16 protein-coding genes are annotated in these 19,483 nt (G+C 60.4%); 9 read left to right on the top strand and 7 right to left on the bottom strand.

Features of this window, described 5'->3' with window-relative positions; all coding sequences use genetic code 11:
• Positions 1-19: 19 nt before the first annotated feature.
• Positions 20-2,470, bottom strand: a complete 2,451-nt coding sequence (locus AC07OV_RS01220) for a glycogen/starch/alpha-glucan phosphorylase (RefSeq protein ID WP_495091307.1) — start codon at positions 2,468-2,470, stop codon at positions 20-22.
• 235 nt (positions 2,471-2,705) lie between these two features.
• Between AC07OV_RS01220 and AC07OV_RS01215 the strand changes: the two genes are divergently transcribed.
• On the top strand, positions 2,706-3,140 hold the full coding sequence (locus tag AC07OV_RS01215) for a YkgJ family cysteine cluster protein (RefSeq protein ID WP_176997275.1): 435 nt from the start codon (positions 2,706-2,708) through the stop codon (positions 3,138-3,140).
• 186 nt (positions 3,141-3,326) lie between these two features.
• Here AC07OV_RS01215 and typA read toward each other — a convergent pair whose 3' ends face one another.
• Positions 3,327-5,147 (bottom strand): translational GTPase TypA, encoded by a 1,821-nt coding sequence (typA, locus tag AC07OV_RS01210; protein ID WP_176997276.1) that lies wholly within the window; start codon positions 5,145-5,147, stop codon positions 3,327-3,329.
• Positions 5,148-5,286: 139 nt separating this feature from the next.
• A complete protein-coding gene (gene thiI, locus AC07OV_RS01205) occupies positions 5,287-6,741 on the bottom strand; it encodes a tRNA uracil 4-sulfurtransferase ThiI (protein ID WP_176997277.1) in 1,455 nt (484 codons plus the stop codon).
• A 334-nt stretch (positions 6,742-7,075) separates the two neighbouring features.
• On the opposite strand from thiI, the gene glnA reads away from it, so the two are divergent.
• From glnA to ntrC, 4 genes are all read left to right on the top strand, one after another.
• Positions 7,076-8,482, top strand: coding sequence for a glutamate--ammonia ligase (gene glnA, locus AC07OV_RS01200; protein ID WP_024072899.1), 1,407 nt, complete (start codon positions 7,076-7,078; stop codon positions 8,480-8,482).
• Positions 8,483-8,602: 120 nt separating this feature from the next.
• Complete coding sequence (locus AC07OV_RS01195; RefSeq protein WP_494996165.1) at positions 8,603-9,139, top strand: chorismate mutase; 537 nt, start codon at positions 8,603-8,605, stop codon at positions 9,137-9,139.
• Positions 9,140-9,565: 426 nt separating this feature from the next.
• On the top strand, positions 9,566-10,651 hold the full coding sequence (gene glnL, locus AC07OV_RS01190; RefSeq protein ID WP_016979130.1) for a nitrogen regulation protein NR(II): 1,086 nt from the start codon (positions 9,566-9,568) through the stop codon (positions 10,649-10,651).
• Positions 10,648-12,084 (top strand): nitrogen regulation protein NR(I), encoded by a 1,437-nt coding sequence (ntrC, locus tag AC07OV_RS01185; protein ID WP_176997279.1) that lies wholly within the window; start codon positions 10,648-10,650, stop codon positions 12,082-12,084. The genes glnL and ntrC overlap by 4 nt, the downstream gene beginning before the upstream one ends.
• Positions 12,085-12,708: 624 nt before the next feature.
• Here the strand turns inward: ntrC and AC07OV_RS01180 are convergent.
• Complete coding sequence (locus AC07OV_RS01180) at positions 12,709-13,149, bottom strand: hypothetical protein (protein WP_495091306.1); 441 nt, start codon at positions 13,147-13,149, stop codon at positions 12,709-12,711.
• On the opposite strand from AC07OV_RS01180, the gene AC07OV_RS01175 reads away from it, so the two are divergent.
• The gene (locus AC07OV_RS01175) at positions 13,148-13,603 is read left to right on the top strand and encodes a tRNA (cytidine(34)-2'-O)-methyltransferase (RefSeq protein WP_176997281.1); all 456 of its coding nucleotides are present in this window, start codon (positions 13,148-13,150) and stop codon (positions 13,601-13,603) included. The genes AC07OV_RS01180 and AC07OV_RS01175 overlap by 2 nt on opposite strands.
• A 144-nt stretch (positions 13,604-13,747) precedes the next feature.
• Here AC07OV_RS01175 and secB read toward each other — a convergent pair whose 3' ends face one another.
• Genes secB through AC07OV_RS01160 form a run of 3 tightly spaced genes read right to left on the bottom strand, consistent with a single transcriptional unit; the run spans position 13,748 to position 14,939 of the window.
• Positions 13,748-14,227: a protein-export chaperone SecB gene (gene secB, locus AC07OV_RS01170; protein ID WP_012721755.1), complete on the bottom strand. Its 480-nt coding sequence runs from the start codon at positions 14,225-14,227 to the stop codon at positions 13,748-13,750.
• A 42-nt stretch (positions 14,228-14,269) separates the two neighbouring features.
• Complete coding sequence (gene grxC, locus AC07OV_RS01165) at positions 14,270-14,524, bottom strand: glutaredoxin 3 (protein WP_033896917.1); 255 nt, start codon at positions 14,522-14,524, stop codon at positions 14,270-14,272.
• A gap of 1 nt (position 14,525) precedes the next feature.
• Positions 14,526-14,939, bottom strand: coding sequence for a rhodanese-like domain-containing protein (locus AC07OV_RS01160; protein WP_176997282.1), 414 nt, complete (start codon positions 14,937-14,939; stop codon positions 14,526-14,528).
• 151 nt (positions 14,940-15,090) lie between these two features.
• Here AC07OV_RS01160 and gpmI point away from each other — a divergent pair, with 151 nt between their 5' ends.
• From gpmI to AC07OV_RS01145, 3 genes are all read left to right on the top strand, one after another.
• Complete coding sequence (gpmI, locus tag AC07OV_RS01155) at positions 15,091-16,617, top strand: 2,3-bisphosphoglycerate-independent phosphoglycerate mutase (RefSeq protein WP_176997283.1); 1,527 nt, start codon at positions 15,091-15,093, stop codon at positions 16,615-16,617.
• Positions 16,618-16,840: 223 nt separating this feature from the next.
• Positions 16,841-18,136, top strand: coding sequence for a murein hydrolase activator EnvC family protein (locus tag AC07OV_RS01150; protein ID WP_495091305.1), 1,296 nt, complete (start codon positions 16,841-16,843; stop codon positions 18,134-18,136).
• A gap of 30 nt (positions 18,137-18,166) precedes the next feature.
• A complete protein-coding gene (locus AC07OV_RS01145) occupies positions 18,167-19,483 on the top strand; it encodes a S41 family peptidase (protein WP_178918546.1) in 1,317 nt (438 codons plus the stop codon).

The raw sequence follows: 19,483 nt of genomic DNA, 5'->3' as shown, positions 1-19,483 counted from the left end.
CCACAGGGGGACTCGGTGGTTAGTCGAGGGCTTTCCAGATCTCGGTTGCGTATTCGCGGATCGTGCGGTCCGAGCTGAACCAGCCCATCCGCGCCGTATTCAACACCGCCGAACGCCACCAGGCTTTGGAGTCGTGCCAATGCGCCTCGACCCGTGCCTGGGCGTCCCAATAAGAATCGAAGTCGGCACACACCAGGAAGCGGTCGTAGTCGATCAGCCCGTCGATCAAGCCCACGTAGCGGCCCGGATCATCCGGCGAGAACACTCCACCCCGAATCGCCTGCAGCACATCATTGAGGCGATGGGAGGCGGCGATGTCCGGCCCGGCGTTGAACTCGCCGGCATGTTTGCGCGCCTCCACCTGCTGGGCGCTCAGGCCGAAGATGAACATGTGCTCGGCACCGACGCGCTCGTGCATCTCCACGTTGGCGCCGTCCATGGTGCCGATGGTCAGCGCGCCGTTGAGGCCGAACTTCATGTTGCTGGTGCCCGAGGCCTCAAAGCCTGCGGTGGAGATCTGCTCCGACAAGTCGGCGGCAGGGATGATGCTTTCCGCCAGGCTGACGTTGTAGTTGGGCAGGAACACCACCTTGAGCAACCCGCGCACGGTCGGGTCGTTGTTGACGGTGCGGGCGATGTCGTTGGTCAGCTTGATGATCAACTTGGCCTGGTGATAACTGGCCGCAGCCTTGCCGGCAAAAATCTTCACCCGTGGCACCCAGTCGGTGCCAGGCTCGGCGCGGATCGCCTGGTACAGCGCCACGGTGTGCAACAGGTTGAGCAGTTGGCGTTTGTACTCGTGGATACGCTTGACCTGCACGTCGAACATCGCCGCCGGGTTGACGGAAATGCCCAAACGCTCGTGGATAATGTCTGCCAGGGCACGCTTGCTGTGCAGGCGCTGCTCGGCGAAGGCTTTGCGGAACGCCTGCTTTTCGGCGAACGGTTCCAGCTCCACCAGGCGCTGCTCGGGTTTGTCGAGGATATCCGGGCCCAACGCTTCCACCAGCATGTCGGTGAGCTTGGGGTTGGCCTGGTACAGCCAACGGCGGAAGGTGATGCCGTTGGTTTTGTTGTTGATGCGCTCCGGGTACAGCTTGTGCAGTTCGGAGAACACCGTGCTGCGCATCAACTGGGTGTGCAACCCAGATACGCCGTTGACGCTATGGGAGCCAAGAAACGCCAGGTTGCCCATGCGCACGCGACGGCCGTTGTCTTCTTCGATCAGCGACACGGCGCGCAGCACGTCAAAGTCGTGGATGCCCTTGGCGCGCAGCGAGTCGATGTGCTGGGCGTTGATCAGGTAAATGATCTGCATGTGCCGGGGCAACATGCGCTCCATCAAGCCGACCGGCCAGGTTTCCAGGGCTTCGGGCAGCAGCGTGTGGTTGGTGTACGACAGGGTTTCAACGGTGACATCCCACGCGGCCTCCCACGGGATGTCGTGCAAGTCGACCAGCTGGCGCATCAACTCGGCCACGGCAATGGACGGGTGGGTGTCGTTGAGCTGGATCGCGGCGTGCTCGCCCAGGCTCAGCACCGAACCGTGCATATTTTTGTGGCGGCGCAGCAGGTCTTGCAGGGAGGCGGCGACGAAGAAGTACTCCTGGCGCAGGCGCAGTTCCTGCCCTGCTTCGGTGCTGTCGGCCGGGTAAAGCACCCGGGAGATGCTTTCGGCACGGGCCACTTCGGCGACGGCGCCCAGGTGGTCACCGGCGTTGAAGCGCTCCAGGTGCAGGTCTTCCACGGCACGGGCACGCCACAGGCGCAAGGTGTTGACGCTGGCGCCGCGCCAGCCGACGACCGGCGTGTCATAGGCAATGGCGCGCACCGTTTCGTTCGGCGTCCACCGCTGAATCATCTTGCCGGTGCCGTCATCCAGGGTTTCAACACTGCCACCAAAGCCGATCGGGTACACCACTTCAGGGCGTTCGAATTCCCAGGGGTTGCCGAAGTCCAGCCAGTGTTCGGTCTGCTCCTGTTGCCAACCATCGACAATCGCCTGACGGAACAGGCCGTGTTCATAGCGGATGCCATAACCGTGGCCGGCGACGCCCAAGGTCGACATGCTTTCCATGAAACACGCTGCCAGGCGACCCAGGCCACCGTTGCCGAGCGCCGCATCGGGCTCCAGCAGGCGAATGCGCTCCAGGTCGACGCCAAGCTCCGACAGCGCTTCGCGCGCAATCTCCAGCACGCCAAGGTTGCTCAGGCTGTCGTAGAGCAAGCGGCCGATGAGGAATTCCAGAGAAAGGTAGTAAACCCGCTTCTGGCCTTTGCGGTAGATGCGCCGCGTGTGGTCCATCCAGTGATCGACCATCTGGTCGCGCGCGGCCAGGGCAATGGCTTCGAACCAGTCGTGGTCGAAGGCGTGATCCGGGTCCTTGCCCACCGCGTAGGTGAGTTTGGTCAAGACGGCATCGCGAAATGCGGCTACCTCTGCTTCTCGTGCAAGCGGTTCCTGAGACATCGGTGCGACCTCGGGCGAGATAGAAGGAGTGGCTAGAGCCTAGTCGGTCTGACAGACGGTAGACGCTCTGGTTCGGCACTTTTTTAACGCATTTACCTTTGGGGTTTTAGATGCAGGGCTCGTGCCCGATCACCGTTCGCGCCGCCTTGCAGCGGAAATCCGCAAAATATTGTTCAAAAAACCACCAATCCCGGTATGATCGCGCGCCCGGATAACGCCCCACCTTGGAACCCTGATGAAGCCTCAACTGATCGCCGCCGCGGAACTCGACCGTCTCGAGACTTGGCAGAAATACTCCGCCCACATGTGTGGGGGCTGCGTGTCCAGCTGCTGCACGCTGCCGGTGGAAGTGAAGATCAAAGACCTGATCCGCATTGGCATCGTCGATGAGTTCGAGCGTGGCGACCCGCCGAAGAACATCGCCAAGCGTTTGCAGAAGGAAGGCATCGTCGAGCGTTTCAATTCCAAGTCCGAGATCTTTACCCTGCAGCGCATGAGCAACAACGATTGCCTGTACCTGGATCGTAAGACGCGCTTCTGCACTATTTATGACAAGCGCCCGGACACGTGCCGCAACCACCCGAAAATCGGGCCACGCCCGGGGTATTGCGCGTACAAGCCGAAAGAAGTGGTGCGCGAGACCAATTTGCGCACACTCGATAAATTCTGATCCAACGTCTTTGGCGACTGTGCGGCCCCCATCGCAGGCAAGCCAGCTCCCACACTTGGAATGCATTCCCCTGTGGGAGCGGGCTTGCCCGCGATGAGGCCGGTACAAACAACACACTCATCACAGGCATAAAAAAACGCCCCCGGCCTTTCGACCGGGGGCGTTTTTCATTCAGCCTGAGTTAACTCAGTTCTTGGCTTTCTTGGCAGCGCGGGTACGCTCGCCTTCGTCCAGGATCTTCTTACGCAGGCGGATCGACTTAGGTGTCACTTCGCACAGCTCGTCGTCCTGGATGAATTCCAGAGCCTGTTCCAGGGTGAAGCGAACAGGTGGAACCAGGGCGATGGTTTCGTCTTTACCCGAAGCACGCATGTTGTCGAGCTTCTTGCCTTTGGTTGGGTTGACGCCCATGTCGTTGTCACGGCTGTTCAGACCAACGATCTGGCCGTTGTAGATTTCTTGACCGTGTTCAACGAACAGCTTGCCACGCGCCTGGAGGGTTTCCAGGGAGTAGGTCAGTGCCTTGCCGGTTTCTACCGATACCAGAACACCGTTCTGACGGCCGGACATGTCGCCGGACTTCATGGTGTCGTAGCGATCGAAGATCGAGGTCAGGATGCCAGCACCGTTGGTCAGGGTCAGGAACTGGTTACGGAAACCGATCAGACCACGAGCAGGGATGTTGTATTCCAGACGTACACGGCCTTTGCCATCCGGCACCATGTTGGTCAGGTCGCCTTTACGCAGACCCATTTCTTCCATCACCTTGCCCTGGGATTCTTCCGGGGTGTCGATGGTGACGTTTTCGAACGGTTCCTGCTTCACGCCGTCAACCTGACGGATGATCACTTCCGGACGACCAACGCCCATTTCGAAGCCTTCGCGACGCATGGTTTCGATCAGTACCGAGAGGTGCAGCTCACCACGGCCGGAAACCTTGAACTTGTCAGCCGAGTCGCCTTCTTCAACGCGCAGAGCAACGTTGTACAGCAGCTCTTTGTCCAGACGCTCCTTGATGTTACGGGAGGTCACGAACTTGCCTTCTTTACCGCAGAAAGGCGAGTCGTTTACCTGGAAGGTCATGGAAACGGTTGGCTCGTCAACGGTCAGAGGCTTCATCGCCTCGACGGTGTCCGGGTGGCACAGGGTGTCGGAGATGAACAGCGAGTCCATACCGCTGATGCACACGATGTCGCCGGCAGCGGCTTCTTCAACGTCTACACGGTGCAGACCGTGGTGACCCATCAGCTTCAGGATACGACCGTTGCGCTTCTTGCCGTCGGCGCCGATAGCGACAACCGGGGTGTTCGGCTTGACGCGACCACGAGCGATACGGCCAACGCCGATAACACCCAGGAAGCTGTTGTAGTCCAGAGCGGAGATCTGCATCTGGAACGCGCCGTCACGGTCAACAGCCGGTGCTGGTACGTTGTCGACGATCGACTGGTACAGCGGGGTCATGTCTTCAGCCATGTCGGTGTGGTCCAGACCGGCAATACCGTTCAGGGCCGAGGCGTAGACGACTTTGAAGTCCAGCTGTTCTTCGGTGGCACCCAGGTTGTCGAACAGGTCGAAGATCTGGTCCAGAACCCAGTCCGGACGCGCGCCTGGACGGTCAACCTTGTTGATGCACACGATCGGACGCAGGCCGGCTTCGAACGCCTTCTTGGTCACAAAACGGGTTTGCGGCATAGGGCCGTCCTGGGCATCAACCAGCAGCAGAACGGAGTCAACCATCGACATTACGCGTTCTACTTCGCCGCCGAAGTCGGCGTGGCCCGGGGTGTCCACGATGTTGATGTGGTAGCCGTTCCAGTTGATGGCGGTGTTTTTTGCCAGGATGGTAATACCGCGCTCTTTTTCCTGGTCGTTGGAGTCCATCACGCGCTCGTCGTTGAGCTCGTTGCGCTCCAGGGTGCCGGATTGACGCAGGAGTTTGTCTACCAGGGTGGTTTTACCATGGTCAACGTGAGCAATGATGGCGATGTTACGTAGATTTTCGATCACTTGTGTATCTCGATCAGAGGATTCGGTGTGCTGACAGGTCGTGGCAGCGATTAACAGTAGAGTCAGGCCTTGCCGTTACAGCTTGACGGCAGAGTCGGGGGGCCGGTGACGCAGGCCACAGGCAAACAGCCCCGGGCTCTTAGCTCGGTCGATAAACGCGCACATTGGCATGCCCCTCACTGAGCAAATGGTGGGCATGCAGGCGACTCATCACGCCTTTGTCGCAATACAGCAGGTACTGACGGCTGTTATCCAGTTCCTTGAAACGCGCGTTCAGTGCGTAGAACGGCAGCGTTTGCACGTCGATGCCAGCGATTTCCAGTGGCTCATCTTCAGCGGCATCCGGGTGACGGATGTCGATGACGATCTGGCCGGCCAGGGCTTCGCTGACTTCTTCGATCTTCACATCCTGGCCCAACTCGTCGATCACGCGATCGATCGGGACCAGCTTGGCGTTCTCGAGCGCACGCTCCAGGATCGCCATGTCGAACTCTTTCTCTTCATGCTCCACGCGGTAACGCTTGGCATGGGTCTTGGGGTTCACCGAAATGACCCCGCAGTACTCAGGCATGTGCTTGGCAAAGTCGGCGGTGCCGATTTCTTCTGCCAGGTCGATGATGTCCTGCTTGTGGCTGGCGATCAGCGGGCGCAATACCAGCTTCTCGGTGACGCAATCGATGATCGACAGGTTGGGCAGCGTCTGGCTGGACACCTGGGAGATCGCTTCACCGGTCACCAGCGCATCAATGTGCAGGCGGTCGGCAATGCTCGACGCAGCGCGCAACATCATACGCTTCAATACTACGCCCATATGACCGTTATCGACTTTACCGAGAATTTCTCCCAGCACTTCCTCGAACGGTACGCTCACAAATAGCACGCGTTGGGAGCTGCCGTATTTCTTCCAGATAAAGTGCGCAACTTCCATCACGCCCAATTCGTGTGCACGCCCGCCCAGATTAAAGAAGCAGAAGTGGCTCATCAGGCCACGGCGCATGATCTGGTAGGCCGCCACCGTGGAATCGAAACCGCCGGACATGAGGACCAGGGTCTGTTCCAGGGCGCCCAGCGGGTAGCCGCCGATGCTGTTGTGCTGGCTGTGGATCACAAACAACCGTTGGTCGCGAATTTCGATACGGACTTCGATTTCCGGTGTTTTCAGCGAGATTCCTGCCGCGCCGCACTCGCGACGCAGCTTGCTGCCGACGTATTTCTCGACGTCCATGGAGCTGAACGGGTGCTTGCCGGCACGCTTGCAGCGCACCGAAAAGATCTTGCCGGTCAGCGAATCGCCGTAGTGCTGCTTGCACTTCTCGGTGATGTCGTCGAAGTCGCCCAGCGGGTACTCATCCACCTGCAGGAAATGCGCGATGCCCGGCATGCAGCTCAGGCGCTCGGTCATGTCCTTCAAGGCTTTGGCGTCGGTGATGCGGGTTTCCAGCTCGAGGTTGTCCCACACGCCGTTCACCACCACAGCCGGGTCCAGGTCTCGGAGCACGGCACGGATGTTCTTGGCCAATTGACGGATGAAACGCGTCCGTACCGGTCGGCTCTTGATGGTGATCTCGGGGAAGACTTTAACGATTAATTTCATGGAAACAGCGCGCGCCGGGCCTGCTGAAAAAGGGGGGCGCGGATTATAGCGGAAATCGCTCAAGGTTTAACCAGTTAATATGCACAACACGCTTCGCGCACCAAAACGGGTCATTTACGAGAATTAACGCTACATTGCAGTGCGTTATTTTTTCCGTTTCAGCGGATTGCACCGTTATAGGGGCCATTTTGAGGCAAAAAGGCCATGTTGGCGCACTGGCATGCAATTTGCTCTCTTGTGAGGCAGGTTGCCTTGGCGGAGTATCCGCGCCGGCATCACCCACATTCTAAGGGCTAACTCCACTACCCCAGCCCGAAGCCACCCGGAGGACACCATGTCGAAGTCGGTTCAACTCATCAAAGATCATGACGTTAAATGGATTGATCTGCGCTTCACGGACACCAAAGGTACTCAGCACCACGTGACCATGCCGGCTCGCGACGCGCTGGATGATGCTTTCTTCGAAGAAGGCAAAATGTTCGACGGTTCCTCCATCGCTGGCTGGAAAGGCATTGAAGCTTCCGACATGATCCTGATGCCGGACGACAGCACTGCCGTTCTCGACCCGTTCACCGAAGACCCAACCCTGATCATCGTCTGCGACGTGATCGAGCCTTCGACCATGCAAGGCTACGACCGCGACCCACGTGCGATCGCCAAGCGTGCCGAGGAATACCTGAAGTCGACCGGTATTGGCGACACCGTATTCGTAGGCCCAGAGCCAGAATTCTTCATCTTTGATTCGGTCAAGTTCAAGTCCGACATCTCCGGTTCCATGTTCAAGATCTTCTCCGAGCAAGGTTCGTGGATGTCCGACCAGGACGTGGAAGGCGGCAACAAAGGCCACCGTCCAGGTATCAAAGGTGGCTACTTCCCAGTTCCGCCGTTCGACCACGACCACGAAATCCGTACCTCCATGTGCAACGCCATGGAAGAAATGGGCCTGGTCATTGAAGTTCACCACCACGAAGTGGCGACTGCCGGCCAGAACGAAATCGGCGTGAAGTTCAACACCCTGGTTGCCAAGGCTGACGAAGTTCAGACCCTGAAGTACTGCGTACACAACGTGGCTGATGCCTACGGCCGTACCGCTACCTTCATGCCTAAGCCTCTGTACGGCGATAACGGTTCGGGTATGCACGTTCACCTGTCCATCGCTAAAGAAGGCAAGAACACCTTCGCTGGCGAAGGTTATGCCGGCCTGTCCGACACTGCCCTGTACTTCATCGGCGGTATCATCAAGCACGGTAAGGCCCTGAACGGCTTCACCAACCCGTCGACCAACTCCTACAAGCGTCTGGTCCCAGGTTTCGAAGCTCCGGTAATGCTGGCCTACTCGGCTCGCAACCGTTCCGCCTCGATCCGTATTCCTTACGTGTCCAGCCCTCGCGCTCGCCGTATCGAAGCCCGCTTCCCGGATCCAGCAGCCAACCCATACCTGGCCTTCGCTGCCCTGGTAATGGCGGGCCTGGACGGTATCCAGAACAAGATCCACCCTGGCGATGCCGCCGACAAAAACTTGTACGACCTGCCGCCTGAAGAGGCCAAAGAGATCCCACAAGTGTGCGGCAGCCTGAAAGAAGCCCTGGAAGAGCTGGACAAGGGCCGTGCGTTCCTGACCAAAGGCGGCGTATTCAGCGACGACTTCATCGATGCCTACATCGAGCTGAAAAGCGAAGAAGAAATCAAAGTACGCACCTTCGTACACCCACTGGAATACGAGCTGTACTACAGCTGCTAATCCAGTAGCGCTACTTGACGTAGCGTGACAAGAAAGGCCTCCTTCGGGAGGTCTTTTTTTTGCCCAGGCATTTTGAACCCTATAAAAGAGGGCTGGCGCCCTCCCATCAGGAGATCACCGTTGAAACGTCGACTCTTAGTTGCCCTGTTATTCGCGAGCGCCAGTGCCCAGGCTGCGCCGCCTACGCTGGAACCCCTGCTCAACAGCATTGCCGAACGCCTGCAGATCGCCGAACAGGTCGCCCTGAGCAAATGGGACAGCCACAAGCCCGTGGAGGACAAGACGCGCGAACAAGAGGTGATCGCCAGCGTTGCCGCCCAAGCGCCGGGCTACAAACTGAGCCCTGCCGCCGCCGAGCAGTTTTTCTCGGCACAGATCGAGGCCAACAAACTGGTGCAATACACCCTGCTGTCCGACTGGCAGTTCCAGGGCAAGGCGCCCGACGACCCACGCCCGGACCTGGTGAAGCAGATTCGCCCCCGCCTCGACGAATTGCAGAAACGCCTGCTCCAGCAACTGGCGGACTTCACCCCGCAACGCACCGACCCTCAGTGCCCGCAGTGGTTGGCACAGGCCGTCCACGAGCCGCTGAACGAGCCGATGCAACAACTGGCGATGATCCGCGCCACTGCCGAGCTGTGCATCCACAAAGGCTAGAACCTGCAAACCCCATCAAAATGTGGGAGCTGGCTTGCCTGCGATAGCGTCGGTACATTCAAGACCGCTATCGCAGGCNNNNCCTACGCCCTCCCCCCCCCCCCCCCCCCCCCCCCCCCCCCCCCCCCCCCCCCCCCCAGCTCCCACACTTACCCAGTCTCGCGGTCAACTCATCGCCAACCTTCACTTCCTGAACAACCTTCACAAAACCGCACTATATTGGTGCGATAGGCTGCACCCTTCCCATCGACTCAGCCCATTTTGGTTCGAAACTTCCCGAGCAAGCTGGCAGAACGCCACAGTTTCGCGCCTAAAACCCCCATTTCAGGGGTTTCGCGCTTCTTTTCGGAGCCTTGGTTTGGTTTTTGCATTTTCCTTGTATCAGCGTGTGCCCGAAGCCCGCGCCTTGCTCCAAAAGAGGTCCTGATGACCATCAGCGATGCACTGCACCGTTTGCTACTCGATAACCTGACCACCGCGACCATCCTGCTCAATGACGATTTGCGTCTGGAGTACATGAACCCGGCGGCGGAGATGCTCCTGGCCATCAGCGGCCAGCGCAGCCATGGGCAGTTCATCAGCGAATTGTTCACCGAGTCGGCCGAAGCCCTGAGCTCGTTGCGCCAGGCAGTGGAGCAGGCACACCCCTTTACCAAGCGTGAGGCGATGCTCACGGCGCTCACCGGCCAGACCCTGACCGTCGACTACGCCGTGACCCCGATCCTGAGCAACGGCGCGACCCTGCTGCTGCTTGAGGTACACCCCCGCGACCGCCTGCTGCGTATCACCAAGGAAGAAGCCCAGCTGTCCAAGCAGGAAACCAGCAAGATGCTGGTGCGCGGCCTGGCCCATGAGATCAAGAACCCCCTGGGCGGGATTCGCGGCGCGGCGCAATTGCTGGCCCGCGAGCTGCCCGACGAGAATCTCAAGGACTACACCAACGTCATCATCGAAGAAGCCGACCGCCTGCGTAACCTGGTGGACCGCATGCTCGGTTCCAACAAGTTGCCGTCGCTGGCGATGACCAACGTGCACGAGGTGCTGGAGCGCGTCTGCCAATTGGTCGAGGCCGAAAGCCAGGGCTGCATCACCTTGGTGCGCGACTATGACCCGAGCATTCCCGACGTCTTGATCGACCGCGAACAGATGATCCAGGCGGTGCTCAACATCGTGCGCAACGCCATGCAGGCCATCAGCAGCCAGAACGAGCTGCGCCTGGGCCGCATCAGCCTGCGCACCCGCGCCCTGCGCCAGTTCACCATCGGCCATGTGCGCCATCGCCTGGTGACCAAGGTCGAGATCATCGACAACGGCCCGGGCATTCCTGCGGAACTTCAGGAAACCATCTTCTTTCCCATGGTCAGCGGCCGCCCGGATGGCACCGGGCTGGGCCTGGCCATTACCCAGAACATCATCAGCCAGCACCAGGGTCTGATCGAATGTGAGAGCCATCCTGGCCACACCACTTTCTCGATCTTTCTGCCTCTGGAACAAGGAGCCCCATCGACATGAGCCGTAGTGAAACTGTCTGGATCGTCGATGACGACCGTTCTATCCGCTGGGTCCTCGAGAAAGCCTTGCAACAGGAAGGCATGACCACCCAGAGCTTCGACAGCGCCGATGGGGTGATGAGCCGCCTGGCCCGTCAGCAGCCGGATGTGATCATCTCGGATATCCGCATGCCCGGCGCCAGTGGCCTGGACTTGCTGGCCCGCATTCGCGAGCAGCACCCGCGCCTGCCGGTGATCATCATGACCGCGCACTCGGACCTGGACAGCGCTGTCGCGTCCTACCAGGGCGGCGCCTTTGAATACCTGCCCAAGCCGTTCGACGTGGACGAGGCGGTGGCGCTGGTCAAGCGCGCCAACCAGCACGCCCAGGAACAGCAGAGCCAGGAAGCCCCACCCACCCTGACCCGCACCCCGGAAATCATCGGTGAAGCGCCGGCGATGCAGGAAGTGTTTCGCGCCATTGGGCGTTTGAGCCACTCCAACATCACCGTGCTGATCAACGGCGAGTCGGGCACCGGTAAAGAACTGGTGGCCCACGCCCTGCACCGCCACAGCCCACGTGCGGCCTCGCCGTTCATCGCGCTGAACATGGCGGCCATTCCCAAGGACTTGATGGAGTCCGAGCTGTTCGGCCATGAAAAAGGCGCCTTCACCGGCGCGGCCAACCTGCGTCGCGGCCGTTTTGAACAGGCCGATGGCGGCACCTTGTTCCTCGACGAAATCGGCGACATGCCTGCCGACACCCAGACGCGCCTGCTGCGTGTACTGGCCGACGGCGAGTTCTATCGCGTCGGCGGGCACACGCCGGTCAAGGTGGACGTGCGCATCATCGCCGCGACCCACCAGAACCTGGAAACCCTGGTGCACGCCGGCAAGTTCCGTGAGGACTTGTTCCACCGCCTCAACGTGATCCGCATCCATATTCCGCGCATGTCGGACCGTCGCGAAGACATCCCGACCCTCGCCCGCCACTTCCTCAGCCGCGCCGCCCAGGAGCTGGCCGTGGAGCCGAAGCTGCTGAAAAGCGAGACCGAGGAGTACCTGAAGAACCTGCCATGGCCGGGCAACGTGCGCCAGCTGGAGAACACTTGCCGCTGGATCACGGTGATGGCGTCCGGGCGCGAAGTGCACATCAGTGACCTGCCGCCCGAGCTGCTGAGCCTGCCGCAGGATTCGGCACCGGTGACCAACTGGGAGCAGGCCCTGCGCCAATGGGCCGACCAGGCCCTGGCACGCGGCCAGTCGAACCTGCTGGACAGCGCCGTGCCGGCGTTCGAGCGGATCATGATCGAAACCGCGCTCAAGCACACCGCAGGTCGCCGCCGCGACGCCGCCGTGCTGCTGGGCTGGGGTCGCAACACCTTGACGCGCAAGATCAAGGAGTTGGGGATGAAGGTTGATGGTGGTGACGATGACGAGGGCGATGAAGCCTGAACCCCATTTCTGAATCGCTGAAAATCTAATGTGGGAGCCGGGCTTGCCCGCGATGGCGGTGTGTCAGTCACCGAATATGTCGACTGAAATACCGCCATCGCAGGCAAGCCAGCTCCCACAGTTGTTTTGTGTTGGACCGAATACCGTGCACCGCTTCAATGCACCATGAACTAGCATCGGGCACGGATCCAATGCCTGAAACTTCAGCCTTGCTGAAAAGAATCCAAAGACCAAAAACACCAAAGCCCCGTATTCCGGGGCTTTGCGCTTTCTGTAGAAATTTTTTGGCACAACTCGGCCACTCTGGCACGCGCCCTGCAATAACCCTTGTACAACCCAGTTTCGGGGACCTTGGTACAGGCAGGCCGAGAATCCCCTCTTTACACCCGGGGTGCTTGATGCGAACCGCGTCGCGCTCCACACCGCTTTGGGGAACCTCGGTACAGGCAGGCCGTGGATTCCCTCTTTAACACCGAAGCCTTGAAGGCTTCACCCCGTTTTGGGAGCCCTGGTACAGGCAGGCCGGGAACTCCCTTCTTTACACCCGGGGCTTATGTGGCACAGCGCCCATAGCCCCAGCCCGTTTCGGGAACCTTGGTACAGGCAGGCCGGGGATTCCCTCTTTTATTGCTCCTGGAGATGGATCTCCAGCCGCCAGCGGCCATCGACCTTCTCCCCCCTCCACTCTCCACGCAACGGCCGGGCCGCCACCAAGTTCAGCAGCAGGCCGCCATCGGTCTTGCGCACGCGCCAGTTCACATCCTTGTCATTGACCTTGAGTTGCCCGCTGGCCGCCTTGCCCTGGGCGTCGAACAGCAAGGCCACGGTGCCGTCGATAGGCTCGCCGTGCAGCTTGGGTTCGCTGTTGAACCACACCACCACGCCATCCGCCGCCGTCTCCACCTGCTGCAGTTCGACGGGGTCGGGCGTGGTCAGGCGGCCGATCATCAAGCCGATCATCAGCCCCACAATCGCCAAAGAGCCCATCACCCGCGGCAATAGCTTCGGTCTTGGATCGTCTTCAGGGGTAGAATGCAGCGCATCTTTACCTTCGGAGCCGTGCATGTTTCACGTCATCCTTTTTCAACCAGAAATTCCGCCGAACACCGGCAACGTTATCAGGCTGTGCGCCAACAGTGGCTGCCACCTGCATTTGATCGAGCCCCTGGGCTTCGACATGGACGACAAGCGCCTGCGCCGCGCCGGGCTGGACTACCACGAGTACGCCACCCTCCAGCGCCATGCCGACCTGGCCAGTTGCCTGGAAAGCCTGGGGCAGCCACGGCTGTTCGCGTTCACCACCAAGGGCTCGCAGCCGTTCCATGATGTCAGCTTTGCCGAAGGCGACGCCTTCCTCTTCGGGCCTGAAAGCCGTGGCCTGCCGGCCGAGGTACTGGACGCCCTGCCCGACGGCCATCGCCTGCGCTTGCCGATGCGCGAGGGCTGCCGCAGCCTGAACCTGTCCAACACCGTGGCGGTTGCCGTCTACGAGGGCTGGCGCCAACTGGGCTTCAAATAACACACATCACCCTTTGTAGGAGCCGGCTTGCCGGCGATGGCGACCTTGAATAGTGCATCGACTTCAAGGGCCTCATCGCCGGCAAGCCGGCTCCTACAGGGCATAAAAAAAGCGCCGGTTATGGCGCTTTTTTACATCGTCGGCTTACTGAACCGTCGACGAACCTTCCTGTTGCATGCGCTGCAGCTCTTGAGCGTACAGGGCATCGAAGTTCACCGGAGCCAGCATCAGCGCAGGGAACGAGCCGCGGGTGACCAGGCTGTCCAGGGTCTCACGGGCATACGGGAACAGGATGTTCGGGCAGAACGCGCCCAGGGTGTGGCTCATGGACGCTTCGTCCAGGCCCTGGATCAGGAAGATACCAGCCTGTTGCACTTCAGCGATGAAGGCCACTTCTTCGCCGTTCTTGACGGTCACCGACAGGGTCAGCACGACTTCATGGAAGTCACCTTCCAGGGCTTTCTGACGGGTGTTCAGGTCCAGCGCAACGCTTGGGGTCCATTCCTGACGGAAGATCGCCGGGCTTTTCGGCGCTTCGAACGACAGGTCACGCACGTAGATCCGCTGCAGCGAAAACTGTGGGCCTTGAGCTTCTGCTGCTTCGGTGTTCTGTTGGTCAGTCATCGCAGATCCTTCTTGATCTTGGGGTCTTTTAGGGTTTAGGAGTCAGACGAGCAGCAGCGCATCGAGTTTACCGGCTCGCTCCAGGGCGAACAGGTCGTCGCAACCACCGATGTGCCTGGCGCCAATCCAGATCTGCGGCACGGACGTGCGCCCCGCCTTCTGGGCCATTTCGGCACGCACCTGGGGTTTGCCATCGACCTTGATCTCTTCGAAGGCAACGCCCTTTTTCTCAAGCAGGGCCTTGGCCCGCATGCAGTAAGGGCACCAATCGCTGGAATACACGACAACCTGGCTCATATCACTTCACCAGCGGCAGGTTATCGGCGCGCCAGCTGCTGATACCACCAGACAGTTTGGCGGCGGTGAAACCGGTCTTGAGCATTTCGCGGGCGTGGGTGCCGGCGTGCTGGCCTTGGGCATCGACCAGGATGATGGTCTTGGCCTTGTGCTTTTCAAGCTCGGCCAGGCGCGCGATCAGCTTGTCCTGTGGAATGTTCAGGGCACCGACGATATGGCCGGTGGCGAATTCCTTGGCCGGACGGATATCCACGACAACGGCCTCATCCTTGTTGACCAGCGCGGTCAGCTCCGCCGTGCTCAGGCTGCGGCCACCGCGGCTCAATTCATGAGCGATCAGCAGCGCCAGCAGGATGACGAAGGCACCCACGAGCAGGTAGTGGGCAGTGGCAAATGCAATCAGGTGATCAACCATCAAGGAGGTTCCAGGGCGTTAAAATGGCGGTAAGTATACACAGCCGTCAGGGGGGGCCAACCCCCGTAAAGCGGTGACGTCGTCGGAACTTCGCTTTAAACTGCCACTCCCTTTTCAATTGTCTTCCTTTATTACCGCCGCGAGAGGATCTATGACTACTACGCCTAAACCTTTGGTCCTGATAATTCTCGATGGCTTTGGACACAGTGAAAGCCACCACGACAACGCCGTGTACTCGGCCAACAAGCCGGTACTGGACCGCCTGACCGCCACCGTACCCAACGGTTTGATCTCCGGTTCCGGCATGGACGTGGGCCTGCCGGACGGCCAGATGGGCAACTCGGAAGTCGGCCACATGAACCTCGGCGCCGGACGAGTGGTATACCAAGACTTCACCCGCGTGACCAAAGCGATCCGCGACGGCGAGTTCTTCGAGAACCCGACCATCTGCGCGGCGGTGGATAAAGCAGTTGCAGCGGGCAAGGCCGTGCACTTCATGGGCCTGCTGTCCGACGGCGGCGTTCACAGCCACCAGGACCACCTGGTCGCCATGGCCGAACTGGCCTTCAAGCGCGGCGCCGACAAGATCTACCTGCACGCCTTCCTCGACGGTCGCGACACGCCGCCAAAAAGCGCGCAATCGTCCATCGAACTGCTGGACGCCACGTTCGCCGCGCTGGGCAAAGGCCGCATCGCCAGCCTGGTCGGCCGCTACTTCGCTATGGACCGCGACAACCGCTGGGACCGCGTGTCCCAGGCCTACAACCTGATCGTCAATGGCCAGGCCGAATTCAACGCCGCCACCGCCCAGCAAGGCCTGGAAGCTGCCTACGCCCGTGGCGAGAGCGATGAGTTCGTCAAAGCCACCACCATCGGCGAGCCGGTAAAGGTCGAAGATGGCGACGCCGTGGTGTTCATGAACTTCCGCGCCGACCGCGCCCGCGAGCTGAGCCATGTGTTTGTCGATGACGGTTTCAAGGACTTCGAGCGCTCGCGCCAGCCGAAAGTCGAGTTCGTGATGCTCACCCAATACGCCGCCAACATCCCGGCCCCGTCGGCGTTTGCCCCGGGCAGTCTGGAAAACGTACTGGGCGACTACCTGGCGAAAAACGGCAAGACCCAGCTGCGCATCGCCGAAACCGAGAAATACGCCCACGTGACCTTTTTCTTCTCCGGCGGGCGCGAAGAACCGTTCCCGGGCGAAGAGCGCATCCTGATCCCGTCGCCAAAAGTCGCCACCTACGACCTGCAGCCGGAAATGAGCGCGCCGGAAGTGACTGACAAGATCGTCGACGCCATCGACAACCAGCGTTATGACGTGATTGTGGTCAACTACGCCAACGGCGACATGGTGGGCCATAGCGGCAACCTTGAAGCTGCGGTCAAGGCCGTAGAATGCCTGGACACGTGCGTCGGCCGTATCGTCGATGCCCTGGAAAAAGTCGGCGGCGAAGCGCTGATCACCGCCGACCACGGCAACTGCGAGCAGATGTCCGACGAATCCACCGGCCAGGCCCACACGGCTCACACCACCGAGCCAGTACCGTTCATCTATGTCGGCAAACGTGATTTGAAAGTGCGCGAAGGCGGCGTGCTGGCAGATGTGGCGCCGACCATGCTGAAGCTGATGGGCCTGGAGAAGCCGGCCGAGATGACGGGGACTTCGATCCTGGTTTAACCCTCACAAGCGCCGCGAGCCTCTGTGGGAGCTGGCTTGCCTGCGATAGCGTCAACTCGGTACCACTGAAACACCGAGGTGTCCGCATCGCTGGCAAGCCAGCGCCTACAGAGGATGAGCGCCGTTCGGCACCTATCTTGCGGCCCAGCCCGAATTGGGCATTTTTTTTGCCGCGCTTGGCGGGCATACTAGGCCGTCCTTTTCCCTGGTGTCGCCCGCCTTTATGCTTCGCGCCTTGATTACCCTCTCTCTTGTCTGCCTGCTCCAACCGGCGTTTGCCGACGAGCGCGCACAAACCCAACAACAGTTGGACGCTACGCGTCAGGACATTACCGAGCTGAAAAAGCTGCTCGGCAAACTCCAGGAAGAGAAATCCGGGGTACAAAAAGACCTGCGCGGCACGGAAACCGAGATGGGCAAGCTGGAGAAGCAGGTCCAGGAGCTACAAAAAGAACTAAAGAAGAGCGAGTCGGAACTGGAGCGACTCGACGCTGAGAAAAAAAAACTCCAGAGCGCACGCGTTGAACAGCAACGCCTGATCGCAATCCAGGCCCGTGCAGCGTACCAGAGCGGCCGCCAGGAATACCTCAAGCTGCTGCTCAACCAGCAGAACCCGGAAAAATTCGCCCGTACCCTCACCTATTACGACTACCTGAGCCAGGCACGCCTGGCGCAATTGAAGGGTTTTAACGAAACCCTGCGCCAACTGGCCAACGTCGAGCAGGAAATCGCTGACCAGCAGTCGCAACTGCTGGATCAGAAAACCGCCCTCGACACCCAGCGCGATCAGCTCGACAAAGTGCGCAAGGAACGCCAGCTGGCCCTGGCCAAGCTCAACGACGACGTAAAAGCCCGCGACGCCAAGCTGCAGGCTCGCGAGCAAGACCAGGCCGACCTGGCCAAAGTGCTCAAGACCATCGAAGAAACCCTGGCTCGCCAGGCACGCGAGGCCGAAGAAGCGCGGCAAAAAGCGCTGATCGCCCAGCAGGAAGCCGAAAAAAAGCGCCAGCGTGAGGCCGAGCTGGCAGCCAACTCGGACGCCCCGGCGCCCCGCAAACCGGCACATGCAGCGCCCGGCCCGCTGGTTTCAAGCAGCGGCGAGTCCTTCGGCGGCCCTTTTGCTTCAGCTCGCGGCAAACTTCCATGGCCAGTTGATGGTCGATTACTGGCACGCTTTGGTGAAACCCGTGGCGATGACACCCGAGCCAAGTGGGACGGCGTGATGATCAGCGCCGCTGCCGGCAGCCAGGTTCATGCGGTGCACGGTGGGCGCGTGGTGTTTGCCGATTGGCTGCGCGGGGCCGGTTTGTTGGTGATTCTTGACCACGGTAATGGCTATTTGAGCCTTTACGGCCACAATCAGACTTTACTCAAGTCGGCAGGTGATGTTGTAAAAGCCGGTGAATCCATCTCCACTGTGGGTAACAGTGGTGGCCAGGACACCCCGGCGCTGTACTTCGCTATTCGTCAGCAGGGTCGCCCGAGCGATCCTGCACAATGGTGCCGTTCCCAAGGATAGGGCCGCATCTACATTAGGAGTTCGTTCGACATGCTGCATTTGTCCCGCCTCACTTCGCTGGCCCTGACGATCGCCCTCGTGATCGGCGCGCCTCTGGCTTTCGCCGACCAGGCCGCACCGGCTGCGCCTGCCGCCACGGCTGCGACCACCAAGGCGCCGCTGCCGCTGGACGAGTTGCGCACCTTCGCCGAGGTCATGGACCGGATCAAGGCAGCCTATGTCGACCCTGTAGATGACAAGACCCTGCTGGAAAACGCCATCAAGGGCATGCTCAGCAACCTTGACCCGCACTCCGCCTACCTGGGGCCTGAAGACTTCGCCGAGTTGCAGGAAAGCACCAGCGGCGAATTCGGTGGCCTGGGCATTGAAGTGGGCTCCGAAGACGGCAACATCAAAGTCGTCTCGCCGATCGATGACACCCCGGCGTCCAAGGCGGGCATCCAGGCCGGCGACTTCATCGTCAAGATCAACGGCCAGCCGACCCGTGGCCAGACCATGACCGAAGCCGTCGACAAGATGCGCGGCAAGATCGGCCAGAAAATCACCCTGACCCTGGTTCGCGACGGCGGCAACCCGTTTGACGTGACCCTTGCCCGCGCAACCATCACGGTCAAGAGCGTGAAGAGCCAGCTGCTGGAGTCGGGCTACGGCTACATCCGCATCACCCAGTTCCAGGTCAAGACCGGCGACGAAGTGGCCAAGGCCCTGGCCAAGCTGCGCAAGGACAACGGCAAGAAGCTCAACGGCATCGTGCTCGACCTGCGTAACAACCCAGGCGGCGTGCTGCAGGCCGCGGTGGAAGTGGTCGACCACTTCATCACCAAAGGCCTGATCGTGTACACCAAGGGCCGTATCGCCAATTCCGAGCTGCGCTTCTCGGCCACCGGCAATGACCTCAGTGAAGGCGTGCCACTGGCCGTGCTGATCAACGGCGGCAGCGCCTCGGCTTCGGAAATCGTTGCCGGCGCCCTGCAAGACCAGAAACGCGGCGTATTGATGGGCACCACCAGCTTCGGTAAAGGCTCGGTACAAACCGTGTTGCCGCTGAACAACGATCGCGCGCTGAAGATCACCACAGCGCTGTACTACACGCCGAACGGTCGCTCGATCCAGGCCCAGGGCATCGTCCCGGACATCGAAGTGCGCAAGGCCAAGATCACCAACGAGGCCGACAGCGAGTTCTACAAAGAAGCCGACCTGCAAGGCCACTTGGGCAATGGCAACGGCGGCGCCGACCAGCCGACCGGCAGCGGTACCAAAGCCAAGCCGATGCCGCAGGACGATGACTACCAACTGGCCCAGGCGCTGAGCCTGCTCAAGGGCTTGAGCATCACCCGCAGCCGTTGA

Source organism: Pseudomonas sp. GW821-FHT09A09, assembly GCF_059418405.1.
Note: the sequence above shows the minus strand (reverse complement) of the source record. Positions and strands in the feature narration are given on the sequence as shown.